Genomic DNA, 25,515 nt, shown 5'->3' on the forward strand with positions numbered 1-25,515 from the left:
GGTGACCGGATACGAACAGAATCGAATGAACCCATGACAGTACGAAAAAAGAACGCACGCTCCCGGGCGGGCCTGGCTCTCGCCGGGGCGCTGCTGCTTGCTGTGATCGGCGCCGGCCCGGCGCAGGCCCACGACGCTCTCCAGTCCACGTCCCCGGACAGGGACGCGACAGTGACAGCCGCCCCTGACACGGTGACCCTCACCTTGTCAGAACCGCCCACGGATTCAGAGAGCCTGAACCTGAGCGTGATCACCGTGACCGATTCAACCGGAAAGACGCTCAGCGACGGCAAGGTCACAGTGACCGGCCCGACGATCTCGACCAGAGTCGCCCCCGGAAGCAACGGACCCTACACGGTGCTGTGGCGGACGGTTTCCTCCGACGGTCACCCCATCGAGGGAAACTACTCTTTCACGGTCCAGGACCCCGCAGCAGTAACGCCGGCTGCACCGCCAGCCTCGACAACAGAGTCGGTGCCGCCCTCGGCTGCACCATCGCCGACTCAGAGCGCGGCGGCAAACACCGTTCCGAAGGCTCCGCGCCCGGATGACAGCAATGGTCCCCTCGTCGTAGGGATCGGCGCAGTCATCATCGCCATCTTGGGGGGCATCCTTTACCTCGCCCGGCGCCGCCGGGAGCAGACCGGTAACGGGTAACTGACCCCTGAGGGATTTTCTGGAACCGTAGCTGCCGTGCCCGGCCACCTGACACGAAGGGTGCGACCGGGGCCGGCATCTCTTTTTAGGGCGTGGTCTTAGTGCTTTTGCGGCTGCTGTCCGGCTTTCGTTGAACGCCTGCGGTCCCGGTACCTGGAGACCGCAGCAGCCGCAACGGCCCCGGCCATTAGCCCGAATGCGGCGAAGCCAACGTAGAACAATACGGAGGACACCGGCGGTGCAGGTGCGGACGCATCGGCGGCCGCAACAATGGTCAGCCAGTACGCGATGGTGGCTCCTGTCCACGCTACGCCCGCACAAGCTGTCAGCCATGACCACCGGGAAAACCACGCCGTTCCGTGCCGATAGGACAAGGCGACGGCTATCGCCACTACCCCGGCGACTGCCAGGAGCTGCAGGCCGAGCAGGTACGGCCCGGCAATCAATCCGACGGGAACGCCTAATCCGCCCAGGAGTACCAGCCGCTTGGCGCCCAGGGGCATTCCGGCCGTGCCTCCCTGGTCCCCGTCGGGCCGTGCCCCGTCGCTTGTCGTCTTATCTGGCATGGTCGTATCCATGGACTTCCTCTTAAAAAATGGGGCTTGGCCGGCGCAGGGGCTGCCCGGCGCCGCACGATGGCGCGGCAAATGTTTGGCCCCCCTGACGTTACAGCATCAGCTGGATCGAACCTGGCCGGGGCGAATCTACGGGGGAACGGAACTTTTCACCGGAGTAACGCGTTTGAGCTGTTATTCCTGCGAGGCGTCCGGCCCCGGGTCCCGGGCTCTTCCTTTGGCAGTGTGAGGAAGGTATCCATGACGCCAACTAATCAGGGGCTCCGCGGGCAGGAGATCTGTTACGGGCAAAAGCACCTTCTCCGGGCACAAGAGACGATGTGCGCTGAGGAGTATCTCGTTGACGGTTCTGATCCATCTGTTTCCTTAGTTCTGTAACGGGCCAGAACGTCATCTCGATGGAAACCGCCACGACGATAAGACGCCGGTCGCTCCTGGCGCCCGATCCACGAGAGCAGTGGCGCTCACCGGAGCAGCGCGCACAGACCGCTGGCGGTCAGCGGCACTTGATGGTGTCGGTAGCAGCTGTGGCGGCAGTGGTCCTTGTATCGCTCAGCATCCATGGAGTCCTTGATGGCTGGAGCTGGCTTCCAAACGTAGTGTCTACTGCCGTGGCCGTGTTGGGGGCGACGGCAGGGGCGCGGAGCCTCCGTTGGCCCCCTGCCCTCATCATGGGTGCGGGTCTTGTGGCCCTTGCGGGGGCGTTGATCTGGCAATTTTTCCGTGAGCAAAGCACTCTGGGCATCATTCCGAGGCCCGAGGCTGGAGACCGGTTGGCTTTTCTGCTCGAAAACGCCGAACTTACCGTGTCATCCGAGTTGGCACCGGTGGTCCCTGGTGATGGAATCCTTTTGATTACCTGCGCGACCATCGGTCTGACGGCAGTGCTCGTTGATACCCTGGCCATCACCTGCAGGATGCCGGCGACCAGTGGCCTGCCCCTGCTGGCTGTCCTTTCCATCCCCGCAGTCATCATTCCCGAAAGCGTGGGTGTTCCCGCGTTTACTGCAGCGGCCGCCGGCTACATCTTCCTCCTTGGCTCGGGGCAGTGGCGGGAAAGCTTTGATGTACACAGCCGGGCAGCGCACTCAACTGCCGGCTACCTCGCTCGTGCTGTGTCTCTCGGGGCGGCCGCGCTTAGCCTGACTCTTTTTCTGCCAACCGTCATCCCGGGCTTCAACGCAGGAACGTTTCCCCAGGGAGCCCGGTTGCAGTGGTGGGGCGCCGCGTCCGGGCTCGACCCAAGCATAACGCTGGGAAACTCGCTCAGGGAGCCTGACGGTTTTGGTCGAATCACGTATGCCACCACTGCCGATGAACCACTGTATCTGCGGCTTGCGACACTGGAGGACTTTTCGGGCAAACGATGGCAGCCGGACCCACGCCTGGATTCGCGCCGGTCCGGCATCAGGGAGATGGGAAAGAGAGCCGGCCTTCCGGTCCGTAGCGGGAGTGTGATCACCACCCGGATCGATACCCGAAGTTTTACGAGTCCCTGGTTGCTGGCACCCTATGCCCCGGTGAGCATCTCTGGACTTGATGGCAGGTGGACATGGGACCCGCGAAACCTGACTGTGCTGTCGGCCAAGGGGGAGACAGCAGCCTGGCAAAGCTATCAGGTGATCAGTTCAACACCGGAGTTAACGAGTGAGTCACTGGCCGGCATGGGCCCTGTCAGGGAAGATGAGGTCGATGCCGGGTTCAGCTCCCTGCCCGGGGAGCTTCCACCCATCGTCAGGGAAACCGCACAATACCTCACCGAGGACCTGATCAAGCCCTACAACAAAGCAATGGCCATCCAAAATTACCTGCGGGGTGGCGACTTCACCTACTCCCTGCAGGCACCCGTCGAAGGAAACTACGATGGCACCGGCCTTGAAGTCATTGGACGGTTCCTTGAAGTAAAAGCCGGCTACTGCGTCCACTTCGCCGGAACCATGGCTGTCATGGCACGGCTGGCCGGGATCCCGAGCCGCGTCGCCGTCGGTTACGCCCCAGGGGACCCAACCGGGAACACCGTTATGGTCGGCGGGGAAGAGCTGCCCGAATTCGCCGTTGATTCCAAGGACGCCCATGCCTGGCCAGAGCTGTACTTCCGCGGTGCCGGCTGGGTTAGATTCGAACCGACTCCTTCCCGCGGAGTCGTCCCCGGCTATGCGCAGCAACCGGCAACTCCTCAAGGGCTCGCGGTAGAGGACGACTTCAGATCCGAAGGCTTGCCCGTGCCGGACATCGGGATATCCCCGACTCCTGCCCCAGGACCTCCAGGCGTCGGCACGCCGGGCACGTCCGCCCCTTCCGGTATGGATCGCAGCGTTTTCACGGGCGCGGTTTTGGCCCTGCTACTTCTGGCCTCCGCACCATTTCTGGTCCGCATCGTCAGATCCGGTGGACGAAAGCGCCGATTTCTCAGGTCAAGTCCGGGACAAGCAGCCAGCATCGCCTGGGCCGAGACGACCGAAAGCGCCGTTGATCATGGTTACCGTCCGAGCCCCGCGGAAACACCGCGGAATTTCACCAGCCGGCTGATGTATCAAGCCCGGTTCAACGGCCCGGCCATCGAATCACTGACCAGGCTCCGTCACGCTTACGAACTCCAGGTCTACTCCGCTGCTGCAAACGCGAAACCCGGCCCCGGGGCTCCAACATGGGCCGACGTTCAGGAAGTTAAAAGGGCATTACGAGATTCCAATACTCTTCCCGCACGTCTGGAAGCCAGGCTCCTGCCGAGATCGCTCCATGAGGGCCAGTTGCACGCCGACAAGAAGCAGTCGCGGCAGGCCGTACCCAAACTGTGACCGAGCGGCCGGTCTGGTCCTTGCGAACAGGCCGGTAGTTTAAAAACCGGCGTTCAGAGGCCCATGCTGCTCAAGAGATACTGAAGGCCGGTGATTCGCCGCCCCCAAGGCACCGAATCGCCGGCCTTCAGAAATTTATTAGCCTGCGCGTACGAAGGTGACAGCACCCTTTGACGTCATCCACGTCAGCGGGTGAACGGCGGTTTCGTTCTTGCCGTTCAGGCCGGAGCTGAGAACCTGGCCGTTGCCGACGTAGATTCCTACGTGGCCGGGCTGCATGACCATGTCACCGGGCTGCGGATCGGAGACTACAGTGCCGTAGTTCATGAACTGCATCGGACCGAGGTCTCCGACAGGGATGCCGGCAGCGTTAAGAGCGTTCTCGACCAGTCGTGTGCAGTCCTGGATCATGCCGATCTGGGCGTAGGCCGAGGAGACCATGGTGGCGTTGACTCCGCCTGCCGGGGCGGCTGCCGGCGCGGCAGCAGGGGCGGGGGTGACGGTGACTTGGGCCTTGGCCGGCGCTGCGGCGTTCGCGACGGCAGTCGCGGCGGGCACGGCCGCCTTGGGTGCCTGAACGGCGACAGGCGTTGGCGCTTCGATGACAGGAGCGGGCGTCGTCTTTACGGCGGGGCGCTCGTAGGAAATCTGGACTGTCGAGTCTGCGCTGAGCGGCGCCTGGACCTGGCTGGCAACCTCCAGGGTCGAGGCCGGCTCTGCCTCGCGCTGGGTCGGGGCATCTGCTGCCTGGGCTGCAACGCCACTGGTAAGAACGAGTCCGGAAGCTGCTGCGATGACGGCCGCCTGGCGGCCCACACCGCCGGCGTTGTCGGTGACGGACTTGGTCAGGACTGCAAGGGCGCTGGTGTGGACGGGGACCGCGCGGTGGCGGCCGTGAGCACGGCGAATGGACATGAAAGGGCCTCTCCCACTGCCTGCGGGGTTAGCTGTCGGATTCGGATGGGAGACACCCGGCCGCAGTTCCAGCACAAGGCAGGAGTCGCGGCTTCACCCCAAGGCCTGCCCGAAGCAGGCCACAATTGGTTTCCCCGTCTCTGCCGGACGAATGATGCGAACGGATCCCGAGGCAGCGGCAGAGTTAGGCAATCTGCTCAGGAGTGCCGCATTCTGAGACCGGCACGCGTCTGACCCTACTCGAAAACCCACGACGTTGTCACATTTGCATAACGCAGAGCCGCAGATCCTCTTATTGGATGCATAAAGGACGGCACTAAGGACCAGGGATGAACAATTGCGCTGCCGCCTCCATGTACTGCCCTGTGCCCGTATTCCTGTCCGGTCGGCCACGTAGTCATTTCGGGAGTCTGAAACACGCTCTTAGAAAACAGAAGACGAAGACGAATTGCATTTTCCGTCGGGCACTTGCGAGGAGGCTCTTGTTTAAGGGCTGCCTCTGGAACAGACCCCGCTGGTGGGCCTCACCGCTTAGTAAGGCAGGGCCGGCCCAACCGGATTAAGGCTGAGTTGTCCTGCACTTACTCGATGTCCTGGAACACGAGCCGTATCCTTTCTGAATGGATCCAATTCCATTGCTTCGAGAAACCCATGGGTGGCGCTGCGGCTGCGGTACCGTCTAGGGCCAGCCCTACAAACACCGCCGCCCCTGAAGCCGACATACGCCCCCGCCGCTGAACAGGAAAGCACCGCCGATGACACAAGCTCCGGCCGCCGTCACGCCCGCCGACTCTGAACGGAAGATACGCAGGATCATTTGGGTCGTCCTGGGAGCAGCCGTGGCAACCGGGATGATCTGGTACGCGGTGTTTAACGCCACGAAGTCAGCACCTGCCACAGCCGAGAATGTTATCTACCTGCTTGGTGACGGCATGGGCCGAACCCAAGTCACGGCGGGCAGGGAGCGTTTCTACGGGGCCGAGGGCAGGCTGGTGATGGAAACCCTCCCTGTTCACGGCTCCGTCAGCACCTACGCTGTGCAGAAAAAGTCCGGCCAGCCGGGCCAGGCCGACTTTAATCCGGAACTGGTTACCGATTCCGCCGCCGCAACCACGGCCTGGGCCTCCGGGATTAAAACCTATAACGCTGCCCTCGGGGTGGACGCCAAGGGGGCCGTGGTGCCGACGATCATGGAGTTGGCCAAGCAGGCCGGCTACCGCACCGGCAATGTCTCCACCGCCGAAGTTACCGACGCGTCGCCGGCCGGGCAGGTGAGCCACGTCCTGTCCCGTGGCTGCCAGGGACCCGACTACTCCGCCGACGCGTGCCAGGACACCGAGATCACCGGCAAACCGTTGCCTGCCAGTGATGTGCGGGTGACCCCCGTCGCAGACCAGATTGCCCGCAACGGCACCACGGACGTCATTCTCGGTGGCGGCCTGGGCCGCTTCGATGCCTCGAATGAAACCGCGCTGAAGGAGCAGGGCTACGCAATCCTGGGTTCAGTCTCCAACCAAATCCCTGCCACCCGGACAGCCCTGAACGCGGCCGCACAGGAGAAGGTCTTTGGCTTGTTCAACACGGGAAACCTGACCGTCGAAAAAGCCAAGCAGGACAACCCCGAAGATCCCGAGGCGAAGGAGCCATCCCTGTCGGAGATGACAAAGAAAGCCATCGAGCTTCTTGACCGGAAAACCAGCGGCAAGGGTTTTTACCTGCAGGTTGAAGGTGCCTTGATCGACAAACGCTCCCACGACAACGACGCGGCCCAGACCCTGGAGGAAGTCAAAGCTTTCGACGACGCCGTCGCCGCAGCCCTGGACTTCGCCAAGAAGGACGGCAACACCCTGGTCATCGTCACCGCAGACCACGAAACCGGGGGTTTCAACATCATCGAAAAGGGCACCTTCACCAATGCCGAAGCAGCCGGACCCCCCGTCAACGTCGACTCCGGCAACCCCGCCAATAACTCCACCCCCACCCGGTCCGACGGAAACTCCAAGGACACGGACCGCTCAACCGGGATCACCAACGGAACCGGCGCAACGGACCCGAAAAACTTCGGCCCCGCCACCTTCCGGACCCCGAGCGACCCGCCCCACGTCAAGGACGGCTCCAAGGAAGCCAGTCTCTGGCTGACCTACGCCTCGGGCAACCACGCCGGCGCCGACGTGCCCGTGTACGCCTACGGCCCAGGCTCCGAGCAACTGCACGGCAGCGTGGACAACACCGACCTGTTCGACATCGTAGGTAACGCCCTGGGCGTCCTGCGCTGACCCTGGCGAAAAATCAGAACTGCAAAACTGCCACGGCCCGGGTCAAACTCGACGGGACTCCCGGCGGCCTGCAAACCGATCGGCCAAGTGATGCAGGCACACCACCCGGGGGACCCCGTTAAGGTCCGGAACAAACTGCGGCAACCGGTCGGTGCCAGGGCAGCTGAGCCCGGCAGCCTACTGCGCGCGCTTGTTCTTCACCCTTCGCCACTGGCTGGGTGCCGGCTGTGTACCTCTCGAAATGCGGGTGCGGAAACCCGCATAACTTCCCCGTGAATCTTCCCTAGCAGATTTTGGGCATGGGACGCTGGGGAATCGCTTGTGAATCAACGACTGACACTTGGCCCCAGCCAGTTTGTCAAGGAGGCAAGATGCCAGCCATCCCTCGGTGGTACACCCCAGCAGCTGTACGGTTCAGAACCGATTCCCAGACCTGGGGAATCGCCCCGCGCCAGGCGCTGCTGGTGGCCCTGCTTCCCTTTATCCTCGCCGTTGTCGCCGCGGCTACTGTTCCCTTCAAGGAGCTCTATCTCTGGCTGGTTGACGAGGATTCCCTGATCGAATGGCTCCAGGTTCTCTGCCTGCTGGGCGCATGCATCTTCTTGCCCCTGATCACCCTCCGCCTGCTCCGGGCCGGGCGTCTGGGCATCGCACTGCTCTATGGTGTGGTCACTCTCGGCGTCTGGTTTCTCACGGGCGAGGAGATCTCCTGGGGCCAGCGCATCTTTGGCTGGGACACCCCCGAAGACCTGGATGCGGTCAACCGTCAGGGGGAGACCAACCTGCACAACCTCCGGGGAGTGCAGGAGCTGGTCCCCTCCGCCATGCTCCTTGCCAGCCTGTACGGTGCATGTGCCCCGCTGGTGTGGGCAGCGGTCGGCTCACGGCGGGACGTTGCGCCCAAACACCTGCTCGTTCCACCGCTCTTTCTCGTGCCGGCCTTCCTGTTGGCCGCGGGCTATCGCCTGTTCCGCCTACTAATCTGGCCGGAACCGACTTTCGTTATCTCAGAATATGGCGAGGTGATGGAACTATGCCTGTACCTGGGGCTTGCGGTGTTCTGTTGGCTCAACCTGCGCCTCCTGCGGCAGCTGGAGCCGGCCCCGGGTGTGCAGGATCTATCTCGTCCCTTGCCCCGCAGGCCCTGACTGTCAGGCATGTGCAGTCCCATTGGCCAGCAGCATCCTGCGTATCAGGGCCTCCCTCAAGGGCACTTGACCGGCCGGAAACCCAGCCAGACGGCACCACAAAGCGGCTATCGCTGGGGCGAACCCCGCGCCCCCGCTTCCCTTAGACACGCCTGGCCGGGGTCATCGGCCGTTTCCTCGCGGGTCTTCAACTCAAGTGCTCGGTCAACGTCCCGGGCGCCCCGGGAGGGGCCAAAAGGAACCGTCCTGCCGGGCAAGGACTGGTTGTAGGAAGAACGTCGTTTAGTGCAGGCGACCTCGGTGCATCCGCTTGAGAACTCAGGAGGGTTCGGAGACTGCTTGTCCGTTCCCGTCTGCACTACGCGCGTAATCGTGGGGTTAATACTGCAAAAGGAGTGTCTGCAGTGGCCTGCACGAGCGCTGAGGAGGGGAGTGATGGAGAGACGTGCAGTTAAAGCAAGGCCTCGGTGATGCTGCCCTCACTGCATGGGCTCCAAACTATAAAGCGGGGCTGGCTCCAGACGTGCTGAGACCGGGAGCCAGCCCCACCCCGTTCGGCACGTGCTCCCGGACGAAGAAACAGGATCTCCCCCCACAAGGACAAGGAACACCCACCGCTGCACATCATCCGCCAAAACGGGGTGCCAACCAAACAGCATCGCGCAGTCCATCGCCATGACGGCGACTTTCAGGAGCCAAACGGTCGCAGGGTGTGCACAGGTAAGCCAATGCCTGTCTCCAGCCGTGAAGGCAACATCCCGTCCGGGGGCAGCCCAGATCCAAAGGCCGCCGTCGTCGCCCTTGAAGGCGTGAGCGCCAATACCTGGGCCTGCATACTGACCCTTTGCGTGCAGGTGGTTCCGGCGTCAGCCGAATAGTACACACGGTACCGTCCGGTTCAACGCAGCACGGTTAGAAAAGCCAATGAAGCGCCAACGGAGAAGTTAGCCGCCATCGCAGGAGTCTTGACGGCAGCCAGTAGAAATGGGTCCGATAGCCGATCCGTCAGCGGGCGGCCTTTCTTGTGGTGTCTTTGCGGCATCCCGGAAGAGACCTGGCAACTGCAGGCAAGATAGGACCATGCTGGTTCCTTCCCGCCGCCGTCTGCGGATCGAAGTCTTGATAGTACTGGGACTGTCGTTAGGACAATCCGCCGTCTACTCCGTGGTGCAGCTTCTGGACAAAATAACCAGCGCGCCGCTGGCTCAGGGCACCTCCACACTCAACAACTCCCAAAGCACGCGCGAATACTTTGACCTGACATATCAGCTGCTGGAAATCTTCTTCGCGCTGGTACCTGTCGTTCTGGTGTTCTACTTCCTGACCGAGCAGCACAGAACGAACACCGGCAACGGCTACGGCAGTGTTTCTGCCTTCACAAAAATCGGTTTTAATTTTGCCCGTCCCGGAATGGACATGCTGCAGGGGCTCGGGCTTGCCGTCCTGATAGGCGTCCCCTCACTGGGCCTCTACGCGGTCGGGCGGGCACTGGGCATCACGACAGCGATCATTCCCAGCGCCCTGGACCCTTACTGGTGGACGGTTCCCGTGCTGGTTTTGTCAGCGGTGCGGCACGCGATCGTCGAGGAAGTCATCGTGGTGGGTTATCTGCTGGACCGCTTTGGGAAGTTTGGCTGGTCAGTGCCCCTGGCCATTCTTGCCAGTTCCACGCTGAGGGGCAGTTACCACCTGTATCAGGGTTTCGGGCCGTTTATTGGCAATGCCGTGATGGGCGTGGTCTTTGCACTGATCTATACCAAGAGCCGCCGTGTGATGCCACTTGTCATCGCCCACGCACTCCTCAACATTGTGGCGTTCGTCGGTTTCAGCCTGTTTGGAAGGGCGGTCGGGCTCGGCTAATTGACTCAGCCCTCGGTACTGGGCCTCCGCGCAAAGATTCCAGCCTTGTGCCGCCCTCATCACCCGTGCGTGAGCGCACTGCCAGTCTCATTGACCGCTGTAGGTGTGCTGACCGGCTGAGGTAAGGATCTGGGACATGGACCCCTTCGTTTGGGGGAGCTTCTCCGGTGGCCGTTCAGGTGCTCAGGCTGGTGCCCTGATGACCGGCAGTTGCAGTGGCTAAGGTCGAGGAACGAGCTGGTATGCGTAAAGCAGAGGCGCGTCCACGCTTGATGCTGTGAATTCCACGGGGCCCGATTGCGGAATACGGAGTTTAATACTTTCGCGGGCACCGTTGCAGGCAGCACCAAAGTCGATCAGCTCGCGTTCTTCCACGCGTGCAGTCAGGAAGGCTTTGCCGCCGCCGTCACACGCCAGCACAAGGGTGTAATTGCCTTCAGGCACGGTCACGATGTTACTGACGGGCTCCGCATCCAGGATTTTGCCGGCGCCCTCGGCCACTGCTGTGCCGGCAGTCGGGAGCGCGGTGGCCGTCCACGATGGGATATCAGCGCTCTCGACCGAAAGCTGCTGAGTGCAGCCCGAGAGTGCGACCACGGCTGCAGCGGCAGCGACACCTTGGAAGCCGTGCGTAATGGACAAGAATCGGAAGGGCATGCCTCCAACTTACCCGGAAATCAGAAGGGGGCGGAGGCACCCTGCAGGGCCACCCGGCCCACGATGCATCCTGAATGCTTAAGAGCTTTTCCCCTTAGATGCCGCCACTGCGACCGCGCCGACCAGTCCAGTTAGGGCGAACAGAATTCCTACGATCTGGTCTGTGCCGTAGGCGCCGGGCGCGATAAATGTCACCCCCAGTAAACCCAGGAGTGCCATTGCCGCCAGACTGAAACGCCGCATTGATAACTTCCGGACGCACGACAGGGATGTGTGGGGGAGCAGCCGGCTACTACTGCACCACACAGCCCCAGCCATGGTTCCGCTCAATTGGTGAAGCTCCGGTCAAATAGCGGTTGACCGGAGCTTCGGTCCATTATGCCTACCTGAACCTTGTGGTTTGCTGGGAAGGCAGCACCAGGGCCAGACATTATCCACAGATAATTGCCTGACTCGCCAGGCCTGGCGTATTACACACCTGCGCTGGGGTCGGTCCGCCCCTGTATCCAATCCTGCAATTGTTGGGGAAGGTAACCCGGCGCCTGTGGTCCAGGGCCGTCCACCCTCGACGGTCCCAGGGCGGCGCAAAGTAGTTGATCTGACGTGCCAGCTGCTGGAGACGTCATTTTTCGCTTTCGTGCCGGTTGTGTTGATGTTCTGCTTTCCAACCGTCAGGGCCAAACGAAGTCGGGAGCCGGCTATGACCGTACATCCTCATTTTCTGGTGCCTTGCTCTGCTGCAGGGGCCCGGATTGCCCTGATCTTTGGTTGCCTCGCCTGGCCTGTACGCACAGTTTGGACTCCTACGGCAGCCGGAAAGTGTCCGGAAAGTGCCGGGGCGGCCGGCGGTAAAGGCGGAGCCTGTGACAAGACGCATCACCGTGGCAAACATTGAGGAAAGGGCGGCAAAAGCGGGGGAGTGAACTGCTCCCAAGGGCTGGAGACAAAGGCGCCGGCTCATTGGTGGACCGTATTTTGCCTGCCCCGCCAGGTGTCCTGCCCGCTGAGCGGTAGACTCCTTTCGTGCTGAATGAGTTTTGGAATGGTGCCTCTAAGTTTTACAAAGCCTTGGTGTTTGGTGCCATGGGGTTCATCGCCGCAGGCCTCGTTATTAGCATCCTGGGCAATGCTACGCAGAATCAGGGGCTGGCTTTCGCTTCTTTGCCCGTGATCGGAATTGGTCTGGTTCTCCATGCGGTAGGAGTCGCGGTACGCGGGCACCAGGTCCGCAAGATGATCAGGTAACGCGGGCCGCCGCCGGCTCAGCACTGGTACGGAGGCCCCCGGCTGGATAGTTGCACGACGGCATGGCCCCAAAACTTTCACGACCCCTCCGCCCTGTTGTCGTGAAAATCTTTCGTGAACAGGACGGTCTGCCCGGCCGTCTCCGGAGGGCGCGTAACCCGGACAGAACTGCAAGGAATACATGAAGCTATCGTTAGTCGATTCTCTGGCCCAGGGAATCATTGCCTTCAGCGCAACCCCCTCCCCGAGCGCTGGCGAGAATGGGCTAAGACCAGGTCTTAGCCCCGACCAGGTGACCCCGGGCTTCCTTGGCTTCGTGATGACAGCGTTCATGGTTATAGCCGTTGTGATGCTGATGGTGTCGATGACCGGGCGAATCCGCCGCATGAGATACCGGGCACAGGTCAGTGAAGCGGGCGGTGAGGGTCCTGCTCTGCCCGGTGCCCGCAGTGCGGAGCAGTCCGGGGATGACCCGGCCCAGCAGGCGGTCTGACACCACTATTCGTCCTTCCCGTTCCGTCAAACCGAGTGTGTGAAGGAGAAGGGGTGGCCTGCTCGCTCTTCCAGGTCAGGTCGCCCTTGAAAGGCGGCTGTAATCGTGTCGCTGTCGTGGTGGCGCTGTCCCAGGGAATGTCCAGTTGAGTTAGGGTAGCTTTACCTTTACTGTGCTGGATTGTGACTGTACAGCCAGAACTGGCAGGAGTCTCGTTCGCCGCCACACTGGCCGGCTTCGGAGACCGCACCGCCATCAGGACCAAAAACCAATCAGTGAGCTACGGCGAACTGGCACGCCGCGTAGAGGACATGGCCCGAACCTTCGGCCCCGCCCGGCGGCTCATTGCCCTTGAGGCAGGGAATTCCCTGCCGTCCCTGGTGGCCTACCTCGCGGCCCTGTCCTCCGGCAACCCATTGCTGATCCTGCCCGCAGCCGGCGGGACCGCCGCCGAGGCGCTCGTCGCCGCCTACGATCCCGACATCGTGGTCCGCGCGTCCCAGGGCGAGGCGGTACTGGACGTACGGCGGGACGAAACCCGGCATGAGCTGCACCCGGAGCTGGCGCTTCTGCTGAGCACCTCCGGATCCACCGGTTCCCCCAAACTCGTTCGCCTGTCCGCCGAAGCCGTCCAGGCCAACGCCTCGGCGATAGCCGAATACCTGCACCTGCGCCCCAGCGACACCGCGGCCACCACGCTTCCGCTCTCCTACTGCTACGGGATGAGCGTGGTGAACAGCCACCTCCTGGTGGGCGCGTCCCTGGCGCTGACCAACCTTTCAGTAGTGGACCCGTGTTTCTGGGAACTGGCCCGCACCGAAAACGTCACATCCTTCGCCGCCGTGCCCTACACGTTCGATCTCCTCGAACGCGTCGGATTTGAGCACATGGACCTGCCCGGCCTGCGCTACATCACCCAGGCGGGCGGCCGGCTCGATCCGGACCGCGTGCGTTCCTACGCGGAACTGGGCAGGCGGCAGGGCTGGGACCTGTTTGTAATGTACGGGCAGACCGAAGCCACGGCCCGCATGGCCTACCTGCCGCCTGACCTGGCCGCAGAACACCCCCACGCCATAGGAGTGCCCGTCCCCGGTGGATCCTTCCGGCTGGAGCCCGTCCCCGGCCTGGATGCCTGCGAGCTCGTCTACTCAGGTCCCAACGTCATGCTGGGGTACGCCGAACAGCCGGAGGACCTTGCCCTGGGACGGGTCGTCACCGAGCTTCACACCGGTGACCTCGCCAGGTGCGGGTCCGATGGCCTCTATGAAATCGTTGGCAGGCGCAGCCGGTTCGTCAAAATCGTCGGCCTGCGGGTGGACCTGGGCCAGGTGGAACGGCTCCTGGCCGATTTTGGCCTGACCGCCGCCGCTGCCGGCTCGGACGACGCAGTGGTGGCCGCGGTGGAAGGAAGCCACGATCTTGCCCTGGTGGCCAAGACCCTTGCCCAGGACCTGGGCCTGCCGCGTTCAGCTGTCCAGCTTCATGCCGTGAGGTCCATACCGCGCCTCGACAACGGAAAGCCGGACTACCCCGCGGTCCTGGCCCTGGCGTCACCGGATGATGACAGCACCGATGGTAGTGGCACTGCGCCGGAACCGGCAGGAGACCCGGCTGACGTGCGGCGGATCTTCGCGGAGGTCCTCGAACAGGACGAGATCGCCGACACGGACAGCTTTGTTTCCCTGGGCGGTGACTCGCTGTCCTACGTCGCAGCGTCCGTCCGGCTGGAGCGTTCCCTCGGCTACATCCCGCAGGGCTGGCACCTGATGCCGGTCTGCGAACTTGTGCCTGCCCCGCACCGGGCTCAGGGGACGCCGCCCGCGGCCGCGGGTGAGCCTGCGGTCCGGCCGACCGGGCAGGTCGCGCGAAATTCCCGGAGCTGGCACCAGCGGTTGCTTGCCCCGATGGAAACCGGGATTGTGCTCCGCGCCATTGCCATCATCTTCATTGTTTCCACGCATATAGGTTTCTTCCATTGGGAAGGGACCGCCCACGTACTCATCGCCGTCGCCGGCTATAACTTTGCGCGCTTCCAGCTGACCGGTACCCGCGGTGCCCGGCTCCGGCGGCAACTGCGCAGCGTTGCCCGGATCGTGGTGCCAAGCGTTGCGGTCATAGGTTTAGCCTTTGCCGTGACGGATACCTATACCTGGGCGAATGTTTTCCTGCTGAACTCCCTGCTGGGGCCGGAAGGATGGACCGACTATTCCCGGTTCTGGTTTATCGAGATCCTGGTCTACATCCTGCTGGGCCTCGCTGCGCTGATGGCAATTCCTGCCGCTGACCGAGCCCAGCGCAGGTGGCCGTGGGCCTTCGCCCTTGCCTTGATTGCTGTTGATCTGCCGTTGCTCTTCGGCCTTGTTGACAGCCGGTATCCGGGGCAGGGGCCGGTCCTGTGGTTGTTCGGGCTGGGCTGGGCCGCGGCCGCGTCGCGGACGCTGTGGCAGCGGGCAGCCGTGACAGCCATTGCCCTGCTCACTATCCCTGAATCCTTCGACGACCAGTACCGCAGCGCAACCATCCTGGTGGGCTTCCTCATCCTGCTTTGGCTGCCAACGTTGACCGTCCCGCGCGGACTGCACCGGGTCACGGCACTGCTGGCCAGCGCCTCGCTGTACATCTACGTCACCCACTGGCTGGTGTACCCGCTTGTCGATCCGGCGCAGAAGGGCCTGGCCGTCGCCGTTTCCCTGGCAGCAGGCATCCTCTACTGGGCCGCAGCCACCCGGGCCATGGGCATGGTGGAAAAGATGTTCAGGAAGCGGCCTACGCCAGCGCCAGCCGCATCAACACACGCGGGAAGCCGTTGAGTACCGAGTCCGTGTCCGCGGCCTTGGTGAAGCCTGAGTACCAGCACCAGCCGCCGCCTATGGGGATGGGATGCGACTTAGCTGGAGGGGTCGGTCCGTCATGATGATCCAGGGGACGATCTTGACGTACGCCACCATCCCGATGAGCTCCACTAATGATGTCTGGGTGACGACGACGAGGGATACCAGGGCGAGCGGCTCGGGAAGGGCCAGGACCAGGGGGAGTACGACCAAGGAGTTGCGTGTTGCGCCGCTGAAGATCACGGCCTTGGCACTGGCGGCGTCCAATCCGCCGGCCCGCCGCGGCAGCCATTCCGGGCGGGACCATCACCACCAGGAACGCCGCGTAGTTCGGGATAACTGGCCTGCCCTACGGGGGCAGCGGGATGACTGTGCGGTGTTTGCCGCCTGGGGTGAGGCGCGGAGGACCGGGGTCTCTGGTTAGGGTGACGTTGCCCAGTCCGTGGCTGGTCAGCACGGCGGCGATTTCGGATCGGGCTGCTTCGAAGATCCTCGCAGGATCCGCACCAGCAGCGGGCTGTAGCCGGAGGGTGAGGCTCTGGGGTCCTGTTTGGATGATCTGACCTTTAGTGAGGCCGTGAACTTTGTCCAGCGCCGTACTCAGCGTCAGGGGTGTCACTGGAACGGGGAGCCCGGCGCTTCCCGGGAAGGTCAGCAGCTCCGCTGTTCGTCCCTGTACGTGTATGGCCGGCGTCAGGTCCCCGCACGGGCACGGGTCCGTCCTTGTGGTGACGCTGTCTCCCAGGTCGTAGCGCAGGATGGGTTGTATGCGGTTGGCCAGGTTGCTCAGCAGCACTGTGTGCGAGGGCTGGCCGGGCGGGACAGGTTTGTGGTTGGCGTCGACCGGTTCAAGGATGACCCAGTCGCTGTTGATGTGAAGCCAGCCTTCCCGGCAGCTGTAGCTCAGAAAGGGGCATTCGGTCGCTGCGTAGCTGTGGAGGACCTTGGCTCCGAACGCTGCGCCGATCCTGGCGTAGTCTCCAGCAGGCAGTCCCTCGGCGGAGAGAATAACGGCAACGGGGTGGATGTTCAGCCGTCCTGCTTCCTGCTCCAAGGCCAGCAGCCGGCCGGTGGAGGCGTAGGGGGCTAGAAGGGCCGGGCGGCAGCTGTCCAGTTGGGCGACGAGGTCCGGCATCGGTGTCTGGACCGGGAACACAGCCACGCGTTGCCTGCCTGGCCCGTTTTGGAGCGCGGCCGCGGCTGCTGCTGAGGCGAAGTGGCCGCCGGTGGCGATGACCATGGCGGTCCGCCCGCGCCGACGGATGATCTCTTTGATGTCGGCCGGGGTGAGCCAGGAACTGAGCATGTGGAATGTCAGGGCCTTGGCCACGGCCAGGGATCTGGTGTCGAGCAGGAAGATTCCCCGGGTGCCGGTCGTACCGGATGTCGTAGCGACCGTGTACCGGTTGAGGAATTTTGCGCCGACCAGTGATGTGTCAGCGACGAACGACTGCATTTCCTCCAGTGTCACGGCTGGGTCTGTGACCCAGTCATCGAAATGGGCCATCAGTGCGGCCTTCGTCGTCGCGGGCAGCAGTCCCGGGTCGGTGATCCGGGCCGGCAGGCCCTGATAGAGCCGGCGGTAGTACGGGGAGCGTGTCCGTGCGTAGGTGACGATCTCTGCCAGTCGTTCCCGTTGACGTTCCAGGATCGCAGCGCTGCCTCGTTTCCGGGCCGCCCGGGCATCGAGTAACAGCCCGATAGGTGTCTCTCTTATGGTTCCTCCTGACCCTGGCAGTGTTCTCCTCTCACGACTCGTGATTTCTCAGGCGTTGAACAGCCGGGTGAGGACGCCGGAGCTGATGAGGATGAACAGGCCCAGCCCGATGAACACCGCAGGGACCAGCCAGTGTTCTATCTTCTCCAGGTTTTCGGTGACTTTGGGGTGCGTGCCTACAACGCGTCCCAGTGCGCACCAGACGGCAACAAGGATCAGGAACACAATGATGGTGACCACGGTGTCCTGCGGCGCCATGGTCCGGAAGATCGGGGTATAGATGGCGATGTTGTCCGCGCCGTTGGCGATGGTGATACCGGCGACGCTGAGCAGGCCGACTGCGCTGATGGCAGTTTCTTCCTCCTCTTCCCCGCGTTGGCGCAGGAAACGGATCAGGCCGATGACGCCGATTCCCAAAGGGACCAGGCCGAGCCAGCCGACCCATTCGTCCGGGACAAGCGTCAGCCCCAGGGCGGCCAGAACGCTGATGCCGACCAGGGTGATGAATCCCAGGTACTGCCCGCCGACGATCTCCCAGGGCCGGGGCCGGCCTTTCGAGGAGGCAAGGAACAGGACGGTCAGCACGACGATGTCGTCAATGTTCGTGGCGGCGAACATGGCTGCCGCCGCTGCGATGATGCCAAGCATTGGTCGTGCACCTCTCGGTGGGCCCCTGACGGGTTTCATTCCGGCGGGGTGGATCAGATGGGCGTGGTGAAGGTTCCGATCAGGTTCTGCAGGCTCAGGATCCAGGTGGTCCAAACACCGGAGACCATCAGGACGCCGATCAGGACCAGGGTCGCGGCTCCTGCGAGGTTGAAGGTCCTGATGTTTCGGCGGACGAAGCCCAGGGTGCCGGTGACCCAGCTGAATCCGCGGGCGACGAGGAGGAACGGGATGCCCAGGCCGATGCAGTACGCGAAGCCGAGCAGCGCCCCGCGCCAGGCCGACCCGGTGGTGGTGCTCAGCGCCAGCACGGCGCTGAGGGTCGGGCCGATGCAGGGGGTCCAGCCCAGCCCGAACCCGATGCCCAGCAGCGGGGCGCCAGCCAGGCCGGTGTTCGGTTTCCAGGCCAGTTTGGCCGTGCTCTGCAGGAACGGGATCTTCCCGGACAGTGCCACACCCATGACGATGACGACCGCGCCCAGGACGCGGGTGATCTCATCGCTCCAGCTCACCAGCCAGGACCCGATGGTCCCGAACGCCGCACCGTACAGGGTGAAGACCGCGGCGAAGCCGAGGATGAAGAGCCCCACGCCGGCGGTGGTCCGCCGGCGTGCGGCCTTTTCATCGGTTCCGGCGAGACCGGAGACGTAGCCCAGATAGCCCGGGAGCAGGGGCAGGACGCAGGGTGAGATGAACGAGACCAGACCGGCAATGACCGCCAGAGGCACGGCCAGGAGCAGGGCTCCGGACTGCACGGCCTCGGCGAAGTACCCGCCCAGATTCACGCCCTGTTCTCCGGGTCCTTCCCGGGCAGCAACGTTCCCAGGACCAGGACGGCGACGCCGACGGTGACGAAGACGTCGGCGAGGTTGAACGTCGGGAACCATCCGCTGTGCAGATAATCCACGACCCCGCGCCCGTCGAGCCGGTCAATGAAGTTCCCGATGCCCCCGCCGGCGACAAGGATTCCGCCGGCAAAGGAGGTCCTGGACATCTTCGGGGCGCTGACGGTCAGCCAGGACAGCAGCGCGGCGATGACGACCCCGGTACCGGCCACGACAACGCCGGTGGGCAGGGCCGCGCCGAGGCTGAAGGCCACCCCCGTGTTGTACAGAAGCTTGATCGTCAGCAGCGGCGTCTCGATCACCTCGCCCCGGGCGAGGTTGGCTTCCGCCTGTGCCTTGATGAACAGATCGGCTCCGGCGAGCAGGAGCGCGCCGATCAGCAGCCCGCCCCGCCGTCTCCACGGCCGGGGCGGGGCGCTGGTCCGCACCGGTGCCAGTTGGCTCACCGGGCCGGTTCCAGGCTGGGGACGGTGTCCTGGGTGACCGGGATGGTGCCGTACTTGCTGACCCGGCCGGCGCGGACACCGTTGGCGATGACGACGATTTCGGCCAGTTCGTGGATCAGGACCACCGCTGCCAGTCCCAGGATCCCGAACAGGGCCAGCGGGATCAGCACCGCGATCAGGACCAGGGACAGGCCCACGTTCTGGAACATGATGCGCCGGGTGCGGCGGGCGTGCTCCAGCACCTGGGGCAGGTGGTGCAGGTCCTCGCCCATCAGCGCGACGTCGGCGGTTTCGATGGCCACATCGGTGCCCATCGCGCCCATCGCGATGCCGGTATCGGCGGTCGCCAGGGCAGGGGCGTCGTTCACACCGTCACCGACCATGGCGGTCGGCTGCCGCCCCTTCAGGGTGCGGATGATGTCCGCCTTGTCTTCGGGGCGCAGGTCGGCGTGGACTTCGGTGATGCCCGCTGCCTTCCCCAGGGCCTCGGCGGTAAGCCGGTTGTCACCGGTGAGCATCGCCGTGGTGTAACCGGCGCGGCTCAGCCGTTCAATGACGGCTGCGGCCTCCGGGCGAAGTTCATCGCGTACGGCCACGGCGCCAATGAGGACGGAGTTCTCCTCAACCAGGACCGCTGTCGAACCGCCGGCCTGCATCCGCCGGACGGTGTCCTGCAGCGCCCCGGGGGCGATCCACCCGGGCCTGCCAAGCCGGGCGCTGTGCCCGTCGATGGTCCCTTCGAGCCCGGCCCCGGGGACCGTGTCCAGACCGATGACGGTGACCCGGTCCGTGGCGGCGGCGAGGATGGCCCGGGCGAGCGGGTGTTCGCTGCGTTCCTCCAGGCCGGCGGCAACGGCCAGCACCCGTTCCCGGGTGGAGGAGGCGGTGGCGGCAACCTCGATCACGGCGGGTTTGTTGCGGGTCAGGGTTCCGGTCTTGTCCAATGCGATGGTGCGGATTTTGCCCAGGGTTTCCAGGGCTCCGCCGCCCTTGATCAGGACGCCCATCCGGCTGGCCGCACCGACGGCGGCGACTACGGTCACGGGCACGGAGATGGCCAGGGCACACGGTGAGGCTGCCACCAGGACCACCAGGGCACGTTCGATCCACAGGAGCGGCTCGCCCACGATGAAGCCATAGACGGAAATCAGCACGGCGGCGATCAGGATGCCCGGGACCAACTTTTTGGCGATGGAGTCGGCCAGGCGCTGGCCGGGGCCCTTGCGGGACTGCTCGGCCTCCACGATGTGCACGATCCGGGCCAAGGAGTTGTTCTCCGCGGTGCTGGTGACCTCGACCTCGAGCGGGCCGGTGCCGTTGATCGAGCCGGCGTAGACGTCGCTGCCCGGTCCTGCTTCGACCGGGACTGATTCGCCGGTCAGGGCCGACGTGTCCAGGGAGGTGCGCCCGGTCAGGACGCGCCCGTCGGTGGCCAGCCGTTCGCCCGGGCGCACGATCATGGTCTCACCCAGCACCAGCCCGGACGGGGCGACGGTGACTTCGGTTCCGTTGCGCAGGACCCGGGCCTCAGCCGGGACCAGGTCCAGCAGCGCCCGCAGCCCGCGCCGGGTGCGGGCCACCGAGTATTCCTCCAGCCCCTCGGAGATGGCATACAGGAAGGCCAGCATCGCCGCTTCCTCGACCTGGCCCAAGGCAACGGCGCCCGCTGCGGCGATCGTCATCAGCGTGCCGACACCGATCTTGCCCTTGGCCAGCCGGCGCAGAGTTGAGGGAACGAACGTCCACCCCGCGACCAGCAGCGCCGCAGCCTCCAGCGGCAGGGTGACCCACTCGGACGCGTCCAGCAGCGAAGCGATCCAGGCGACCAGCAGCAGAGCGCCGGAGACCGCGGCAGCGCGGACCTCGGTCACCTGCCAGAAACCCTCCGCCTCTTCCTGACCTTCTTCTGTTACCGGCTTGTCATCGCCGCAGCAGGCGTCACTCACAGTTGCTCCCCTTTGGTGGTTGCGGCGTCGCAGGACGCGTCACCGTAAACCGGGCACAGGCTGACCGCGTTGCCCGTCGCGGCCAGAAGGATCTCAGCCTGGGCCAAAACGTCGATCAGCTCAGGCCGGGTCAGCGAATAGAACACCTTCCGGCCCTCCATCCGGCCCGTCACCAGCCCACAGTCCCGCAGGCAGGCCACATGCGCTGAAACCGTGGACTGCGCCAGACCCAGTACCTGGGTGAGGTCACCGACCCTGACCTCACCCTGGGCAATGCGCTTTACGATGGCCAGGCGGGCCGGGTCCGCCAAAGAATGGAACAACGCGGCGGCCGGATCCAACCGGGTGCCGCTCCTCATATCAATCGTCATATGCCGATGATATCTAAGCTTGCAGATATGTGCCAGACGCAAGCCCTCCATGGTCTCCTGAATGCAGGTCGGAGCCAGTCCGCGCATGGCCCGTGGAAGGGGGTATGCGGAGCGGTGTTGGTGCGGTCCGGGGCGTCCGGAGAGAATGACGCCGCTTCCGGGCAGCGCGGGCACCCGGGTGAGGCCGATGCTCAGGTCCTGGGCGGGTACGGTGGCCGAGACGCTCCACCGATTCCCGTGCACGCATGACCGGCCTTCAGGATATGCGCAGGTGGCTGGAATATTCGGGAAATCCCAGCGCACCCCTGTACGGGAGGGCTGGGGAGGCAGCCTAAAACGGCATCCCAGTTTTTTCTAGGGGTTGAGTGTGGAAGTGATCAGGGCTTTCAGGGTGCTCTTGTCGAGTCCGCCCAGGATTCTGGCCGCGACACGGCCCTTTTTGTCCAGCACGAGGGTGGTCGGGACCGCCTGGGGCGGAACGAAGCGGGTCATGGCGAGCAGCACCTTGCCGTCCTTGTCCTGCACGCTTGGATACGTCACGCCGAAGGTCCGCTCGAAAGCTTCCGCGGTCGGCTTTTCATCCCGGACGTTAACGCCGTAGAACAACACTCCCTGCGGGGCGAACTCCTGGTACAGCGCTTCCAGGTGCGGGGCCTCGACACGGCACGGGGCGCAGGCCGCGTACCAGAAATTAAGTACCGTGACCGAACCGGACCAGTCACTGGAGTTGACAGGCGTGCCGTCATAAAGGGTCGCGTTCAAAGCCACCGGAGCCCCCCGTGACTCCTCGGCGTATTCCTGCACCGATCCGTCACCGGCAATGTAGTTCTTGTTATCCCCTGCCGCCGCCTGCTCGGCGAGCGGATCGGGTCCGGCGCAGGCGGCCAGGCCGAGGGAGGCCACTGCGGCCAAACCTGTCAGGATGCTGCGCCGGGCCAGGCCGCCGCCGGATGGGGTATTCATGGGATGACTTCCTCGTTCGTGGGTTTCCAAAAGGGGCATCACGCTCACTGCTTCCTTGGCGGATCAAGCCAGACCGCTGGGGAGCTCCACACCCGCAGAAACCGTTCCCGGCCCGCCCCCGTTTCCCGCGATGGCTTTTCGAGCGCAAGGCTTAACCGGAATCGGTTCAATCGTCTTTAGGCGATATTATCAGGACGAGGCTCCCTGAAGCGCAGGAGCCCCTTCTGCTAATTCTACGTATGGTAGAACTGCGGGTTACCAGACCTGTGCCCGCTTTTGATGAAACCGACCGGAAGGCAGCGATGTCCTCATCTGACGCAACGGACACTGCGGCAGCCCCAGTTCCTGCGCCGCTGGGTCCCGCCGGAATGCTGCGCTGGGCATGGACGCAGCTGACGAGCATGCGGACAGCGATCTTTCTCCTGCTTTTGCTGGCCGTGGTCGCCGTGCCCGGCTCGTTGTTCCCGCAGCGTCCGGCAAACCCTGCCCTGGTCACGCAGTACATCAAGGACCGCCCGGAGTACGGGAAAATCCTTGACTCGCTCCAGCTTTTCGATGTCTATTCCTCGGCCTGGTTCTCGGCAATCTACATCCTGTTGTTCATCTCCTTGATCGGATGCGTGATCCCCAGGGCACGGGCCCACTGGAAGGCCCTGCGCTCAGCCCCGCCGCGCACTCCCCGGCGGCTGTCCCGGCTGCCCGAATACGGCACGCTCGTGCTGCCGGCGAACGCCGCTGTCAGCCCGGGCGACGCCGTCCGGGACGCAGCGGAGGTTCTAAAGAAACGCGGCTACCGGGTCGACATCCGGGACGCTGACGGCCCGATGCCCTCACTGGGGGCCGAACGGGGACTGCTGCGGGAAGTCGGCAACCTCGTCTTCCACACCGCCCTGATCGGCGTGCTGGTTTCCGTGGCGATCGGCGGATTGTTCGGCTACCGGGGCCAAAAAATTATCATCGAAGGCGACACCTTCGTCAACACCCTTGTCGGCTACGACAACTTCACGCCCGGCACCAACTTCCAGTCCGACTGGCTGGACCCGTTCGCCCTCACCCTGGACAAGTTCGAGGTCCGCTTCGACCGCGAATCCATTAGGCAGTTCGGGCAGCCCATCGACTTCAAAGCCGCCCTGACGACCAGGGAAAGCCCTGATGCCGCCCCGCAACAGCAGGTCCTGAAAGTCAACGAACCGGTCTACTTCGGCGGGACCGGAATCTTCCTCGTCGGCAACGGCTACGCACCCATCATCACCGTCAAGGACGGTGACGGGAACACCGCGTTCAGCGGCCCCGTCGTGTCCGTGCCCAACGACGCCGTCTACACCTCCAGCATTGTCCTCAAGGTCCCGGACGCCGCGCCTTCCCAGCTGGGTTTCGTCGGGTTCTTCCTGCCCTCGGCCATCAAGAACCAGGAGGGTGTGTCCTACAGCTTCGACCCGGACCCGCTGAACCCGCAACTGAACCTGAACTCCTACTACGGTGACCTCGGGCTGGACACAGGCAAACCCCAGAACGTCTACAACCTGGACGTGCAGAACCTGACCCAGCTTAACGGCCGTGATCGTCCGGCCGGCGGCATTGTCCTGGACGCCGGGCAGAGCTACACCCTCCCGGAGGGCAAAGGTTCGATCAGTTTCGACGGGCTCAAACGCTACATCGGGGTGGACATCCGCACCGACCCCGGCCAGGCCGGTGTCCTGGTCTTTTCCCTGATCGCCACCGCCGGGCTGATCGTCTCCCTGTATGTGAACCGCCGCCGTGTCTGGCTCCGTGCCGGCGCCCACGAGGACGGGCGGACCATGATCGAATACGGGCTGCTGGCCCGCGGCGAAGACCACCGGCTCGCGCCCGAAGCCACCGCGATCCGTGCGCGGCTCGGCGCCCGCTGGAACCTGACCGAGTCCCGCCCCGCTGCGGCCACCGTCCCTGCCCGCTCACCGAAGGAGCACTAATGTCGGAGATCAACGAAACAATGGGTCAGTACAGTGAGCTGTTCATGCTCCTGGCCGCAGGCACCTACACCGTGGCGTTCATCGCCTTCGCCTGGGACCTGGCCCGCAGCAGCAAGGCCCTGCGGACGGTGGACCTCAGAGCCGCATCCGCCGCGCCCGCCCTGGCCTCCCGGCCAGCCAGGGTTCCGGTCAGCGCGGGAACCAGCGCCGCCGCGGACCGCGCGGCCTCCGGCGTTGGCGGACCGGCCGGCATTGCCGAACGCCCCAGCTCAGCAGCCCGTCAAACAGGAGCGGACGCGGCCGGTGCAGGACAAACCGCCGAGCCCGGCATGGGCTACGCCCCGGAGCAGCGCATGCCGGCGCGCATCGGTGTGGCCCTGACTGTGCTGGGCGCCCTGATCCACGGCGCCGGAGTCTTGACCCGGGCCCTCGGTGCGGGTCGGGTGCCGTGGGGGAACATGTACGAATTCCTCACCACCGGCGCCTTCGCCGCCGTGGCTGTGTTCCTGCTCGCGCTGATCCGTCGTGACCTGCGGTTCCTGGGAACCTTCGTGGTGGGCCTGGTCATCATCATGCAGGTGGCCGCCTCGGTGGCCTACTGGACTCCAGTGGGCCACCTCGTTCCGGCCCTGCAGAGCTACTGGCTGATCATCCATGTCTCCATCGCCGTGCTCTCCTCGGCACTGTTCACCCTGACCTTCGCGATGTCCGCCCTGCAGCTGGTCCAGTCCCACCGGCAAAAATCGGTGGCTGCCGGCGGAAAGGACAAGCTCGGCTTCATGCGCCTCGTTCCTTCGGCGCTTAGCCTGGAGAACCTCTCCTACCGCATCAACGCGCTCGGTTTCATCGGTTGGACCTTCACCCTCATGTTCGGTGCTATCTGGGCCGAGAAGGCCTGGGGCCGCTTCTGGGGCTGGGACACCAAGGAAGTCTGGACCTTCGTGATCTGGGTGGTCTACGCCGGCTATCTCCACGCCCGCGCCACCAGGGGATGGACGGGCACCCGTGCAGCCTGGCTGTCCATCGTCGGCTACCTGTGTGTGGTGTTCAACTTCACCATCGTGAACCAGTTCTTCAACGGCTTGCATTCCTACTCCGGGCTGTGATGGCATCACAGGTGCCTGAGCGTATCAACCGACCACGGCGGGCCAGGG

Annotated in this window: 21 protein-coding genes and 1 riboswitch; of the genes, 10 read left to right on the forward strand and 11 right to left on the reverse strand. The window is 64.2% G+C overall.

Annotated features, from left to right (window positions below; translation table 11 throughout):
• The first annotated feature begins 33 nt into the window (after window positions 1-33).
• On the forward strand, window positions 34-657 hold the full coding sequence (locus tag NFU08_RS06080) for a copper resistance CopC family protein (protein ID WP_251421396.1): 624 nt from the start codon (window positions 34-36) through the stop codon (window positions 655-657).
• 98 nt (window positions 658-755) lie between these two features.
• Here the strand turns inward: NFU08_RS06080 and NFU08_RS06085 are convergent, their stop codons facing one another.
• Window positions 756-1,223 (reverse strand): hypothetical protein, encoded by a 468-nt coding sequence (locus tag NFU08_RS06085; RefSeq protein WP_251421399.1) that lies wholly within the window; start codon window positions 1,221-1,223, stop codon window positions 756-758.
• Window positions 1,224-1,741: 518 nt separating this feature from the next.
• On the opposite strand from NFU08_RS06085, the gene NFU08_RS06090 reads away from it, so the two are divergent.
• The gene (locus tag NFU08_RS06090) at window positions 1,742-4,030 is read left to right on the forward strand and encodes a DUF3488 and transglutaminase-like domain-containing protein (RefSeq protein ID WP_251421616.1); all 2,289 of its coding nucleotides are present in this window, start codon (window positions 1,742-1,744) and stop codon (window positions 4,028-4,030) included.
• A gap of 138 nt (window positions 4,031-4,168) precedes the next feature.
• Here NFU08_RS06090 and NFU08_RS06095 read toward each other — a convergent pair whose 3' ends face one another.
• A complete protein-coding gene (locus NFU08_RS06095; RefSeq protein WP_251421402.1) occupies window positions 4,169-4,945 on the reverse strand; it encodes an NlpC/P60 family protein in 777 nt (258 codons plus the stop codon).
• Between the two features lie 3 nt (window positions 4,946-4,948).
• A riboswitch (cyclic di-AMP (ydaO/yuaA leader) is annotated at window positions 4,949-5,146 on the reverse strand.
• A gap of 554 nt (window positions 5,147-5,700) precedes the next feature.
• On the opposite strand from NFU08_RS06095, the gene NFU08_RS06100 reads away from it, so the two are divergent.
• The 4 genes from NFU08_RS06100 to NFU08_RS06115 all read left to right on the forward strand — a co-directional run bounded on the left by NFU08_RS06100 (window position 5,701) and on the right by NFU08_RS06115 (window position 10,229).
• The gene (locus NFU08_RS06100) at window positions 5,701-7,221 is read left to right on the forward strand and encodes an alkaline phosphatase (RefSeq protein ID WP_251421405.1); all 1,521 of its coding nucleotides are present in this window, start codon (window positions 5,701-5,703) and stop codon (window positions 7,219-7,221) included.
• A gap of 371 nt (window positions 7,222-7,592) precedes the next feature.
• A complete protein-coding gene (locus NFU08_RS06105; RefSeq protein WP_251421408.1) occupies window positions 7,593-8,369 on the forward strand; it encodes a hypothetical protein in 777 nt (258 codons plus the stop codon).
• Window positions 8,370-9,097: 728 nt separating this feature from the next.
• Window positions 9,098-9,247, forward strand: a complete 150-nt coding sequence (locus NFU08_RS06110) for a hypothetical protein (protein ID WP_251421410.1) — start codon at window positions 9,098-9,100, stop codon at window positions 9,245-9,247.
• Between the two features lie 202 nt (window positions 9,248-9,449).
• Window positions 9,450-10,229: a CPBP family intramembrane glutamic endopeptidase gene (locus tag NFU08_RS06115; protein WP_251421413.1), complete on the forward strand. Its 780-nt coding sequence runs from the start codon at window positions 9,450-9,452 to the stop codon at window positions 10,227-10,229.
• A gap of 219 nt (window positions 10,230-10,448) precedes the next feature.
• Here the strand turns inward: NFU08_RS06115 and NFU08_RS06120 are convergent, their stop codons facing one another.
• Window positions 10,449-10,886, reverse strand: coding sequence for a hypothetical protein (locus NFU08_RS06120; RefSeq protein WP_251421415.1), 438 nt, complete (start codon window positions 10,884-10,886; stop codon window positions 10,449-10,451).
• Window positions 10,887-11,909: 1,023 nt separating this feature from the next.
• On the opposite strand from NFU08_RS06120, the gene NFU08_RS06125 reads away from it, so the two are divergent.
• Both NFU08_RS06125 and NFU08_RS20970 read left to right on the forward strand, forming a co-directional pair.
• Entirely contained in the window at window positions 11,910-12,131 is a 222-nt protein-coding gene (locus NFU08_RS06125; RefSeq protein ID WP_251421418.1) for a DUF3188 domain-containing protein, read from the forward strand.
• Window positions 12,132-12,806: 675 nt separating this feature from the next.
• Window positions 12,807-15,434, forward strand: a complete 2,628-nt coding sequence (locus NFU08_RS20970; protein ID WP_251421420.1) for an AMP-binding protein — start codon at window positions 12,807-12,809, stop codon at window positions 15,432-15,434.
• A gap of 57 nt (window positions 15,435-15,491) precedes the next feature.
• Here the strand turns inward: NFU08_RS20970 and NFU08_RS06135 are convergent, their stop codons facing one another.
• From NFU08_RS06135 to NFU08_RS06170, 8 genes are all read right to left on the reverse strand, one after another.
• Window positions 15,492-15,722 (reverse strand): hypothetical protein, encoded by a 231-nt coding sequence (locus tag NFU08_RS06135; protein WP_309296832.1) that lies wholly within the window; start codon window positions 15,720-15,722, stop codon window positions 15,492-15,494.
• A gap of 82 nt (window positions 15,723-15,804) precedes the next feature.
• Entirely contained in the window at window positions 15,805-16,962 is a 1,158-nt protein-coding gene (locus NFU08_RS06140; protein WP_251421423.1) for a phenylacetate--CoA ligase family protein, read from the reverse strand.
• Between the two features lie 258 nt (window positions 16,963-17,220).
• Window positions 17,221-17,820, reverse strand: a complete 600-nt coding sequence (locus NFU08_RS06145; RefSeq protein WP_251421426.1) for a cadmium resistance transporter — start codon at window positions 17,818-17,820, stop codon at window positions 17,221-17,223.
• A gap of 53 nt (window positions 17,821-17,873) precedes the next feature.
• Window positions 17,874-18,623 (reverse strand): cytochrome c biogenesis CcdA family protein, encoded by a 750-nt coding sequence (locus NFU08_RS06150; RefSeq protein ID WP_251421429.1) that lies wholly within the window; start codon window positions 18,621-18,623, stop codon window positions 17,874-17,876.
• Complete coding sequence (lspA, locus tag NFU08_RS06155) at window positions 18,620-19,129, reverse strand: signal peptidase II (RefSeq protein WP_251421433.1); 510 nt, start codon at window positions 19,127-19,129, stop codon at window positions 18,620-18,622. Before lspA ends, NFU08_RS06150 begins: the two co-directional genes overlap by 4 nt.
• Window positions 19,126-21,075, reverse strand: a complete 1,950-nt coding sequence (locus NFU08_RS06160) for a cation-translocating P-type ATPase (RefSeq protein ID WP_251421436.1) — start codon at window positions 21,073-21,075, stop codon at window positions 19,126-19,128. Before NFU08_RS06160 ends, lspA begins: the two co-directional genes overlap by 4 nt.
• Complete coding sequence (locus NFU08_RS06165; RefSeq protein WP_251421439.1) at window positions 21,072-21,446, reverse strand: helix-turn-helix transcriptional regulator; 375 nt, start codon at window positions 21,444-21,446, stop codon at window positions 21,072-21,074. The genes NFU08_RS06160 and NFU08_RS06165 overlap by 4 nt, the downstream gene beginning before the upstream one ends.
• A gap of 354 nt (window positions 21,447-21,800) precedes the next feature.
• Complete coding sequence (locus NFU08_RS06170; RefSeq protein ID WP_251421441.1) at window positions 21,801-22,409, reverse strand: TlpA disulfide reductase family protein; 609 nt, start codon at window positions 22,407-22,409, stop codon at window positions 21,801-21,803.
• A 302-nt stretch (window positions 22,410-22,711) separates the two neighbouring features.
• Here NFU08_RS06170 and NFU08_RS06175 point away from each other — a divergent pair, with 302 nt between their 5' ends.
• Window positions 22,712-24,361, forward strand: a complete 1,650-nt coding sequence (locus NFU08_RS06175) for a cytochrome c biogenesis protein ResB (protein ID WP_251421444.1) — start codon at window positions 22,712-22,714, stop codon at window positions 24,359-24,361.
• Window positions 24,361-25,467, forward strand: coding sequence for a c-type cytochrome biogenesis protein CcsB (ccsB, locus tag NFU08_RS06180; RefSeq protein ID WP_251421447.1), 1,107 nt, complete (start codon window positions 24,361-24,363; stop codon window positions 25,465-25,467). Before NFU08_RS06175 ends, ccsB begins: the two co-directional genes overlap by 1 nt.
• Window positions 25,468-25,515 lie beyond the last annotated feature (48 nt).

Origin of the sequence: Pseudarthrobacter sp. NCCP-2145, from assembly GCF_023708005.1 — a bacterium.
Classification (GTDB): Bacteria; Actinomycetota; Actinomycetes; order Actinomycetales; family Micrococcaceae; genus Arthrobacter; species Arthrobacter oxydans.

Excerpts from the sequence above, each read along its gene's own strand:
- NFU08_RS06170 (WP_251421441.1), bottom strand. The coding sequence starts at position 22,409 with ATGAATACCCCATCCGGCGGCGGCCTGGCCCGGCGCAGCATCCTGACA.
- NFU08_RS06105 (WP_251421408.1), top strand. The coding sequence starts at position 7,593 with ATGCCAGCCATCCCTCGGTGGTACACCCCAGCAGCTGTACGGTTCAGA.
- NFU08_RS06115 (WP_251421413.1), top strand. The coding sequence starts at position 9,450 with ATGCTGGTTCCTTCCCGCCGCCGTCTGCGGATCGAAGTCTTGATAGTA.
- NFU08_RS06175 (WP_251421444.1), top strand. The coding sequence starts at position 22,712 with ATGTCCTCATCTGACGCAACGGACACTGCGGCAGCCCCAGTTCCTGCG.
- NFU08_RS06100 (WP_251421405.1), top strand. The coding sequence starts at position 5,701 with ATGACACAAGCTCCGGCCGCCGTCACGCCCGCCGACTCTGAACGGAAG.
- NFU08_RS06145 (WP_251421426.1), bottom strand. The coding sequence starts at position 17,820 with ATGCTTGGCATCATCGCAGCGGCGGCAGCCATGTTCGCCGCCACGAAC.
- NFU08_RS06110 (WP_251421410.1), top strand. The coding sequence starts at position 9,098 with ATGCCTGTCTCCAGCCGTGAAGGCAACATCCCGTCCGGGGGCAGCCCA.
- NFU08_RS06080 (WP_251421396.1), top strand. The coding sequence starts at position 34 with ATGACAGTACGAAAAAAGAACGCACGCTCCCGGGCGGGCCTGGCTCTC.
- NFU08_RS06095 (WP_251421402.1), bottom strand. The coding sequence starts at position 4,945 with ATGTCCATTCGCCGTGCTCACGGCCGCCACCGCGCGGTCCCCGTCCAC.
- NFU08_RS06140 (WP_251421423.1), bottom strand. The coding sequence starts at position 16,962 with ATGGCCCATTTCGATGACTGGGTCACAGACCCAGCCGTGACACTGGAG.
- NFU08_RS06085 (WP_251421399.1), bottom strand. The coding sequence starts at position 1,223 with ATGCCAGATAAGACGACAAGCGACGGGGCACGGCCCGACGGGGACCAG.
- NFU08_RS06120 (WP_251421415.1), bottom strand. The coding sequence starts at position 10,886 with ATGCCCTTCCGATTCTTGTCCATTACGCACGGCTTCCAAGGTGTCGCT.
- NFU08_RS06165 (WP_251421439.1), bottom strand. The coding sequence starts at position 21,446 with ATGACGATTGATATGAGGAGCGGCACCCGGTTGGATCCGGCCGCCGCG.
- ccsB (WP_251421447.1), top strand. The coding sequence starts at position 24,361 with ATGTCGGAGATCAACGAAACAATGGGTCAGTACAGTGAGCTGTTCATG.
- NFU08_RS06090 (WP_251421616.1), top strand. The coding sequence starts at position 1,742 with ATGGTGTCGGTAGCAGCTGTGGCGGCAGTGGTCCTTGTATCGCTCAGC.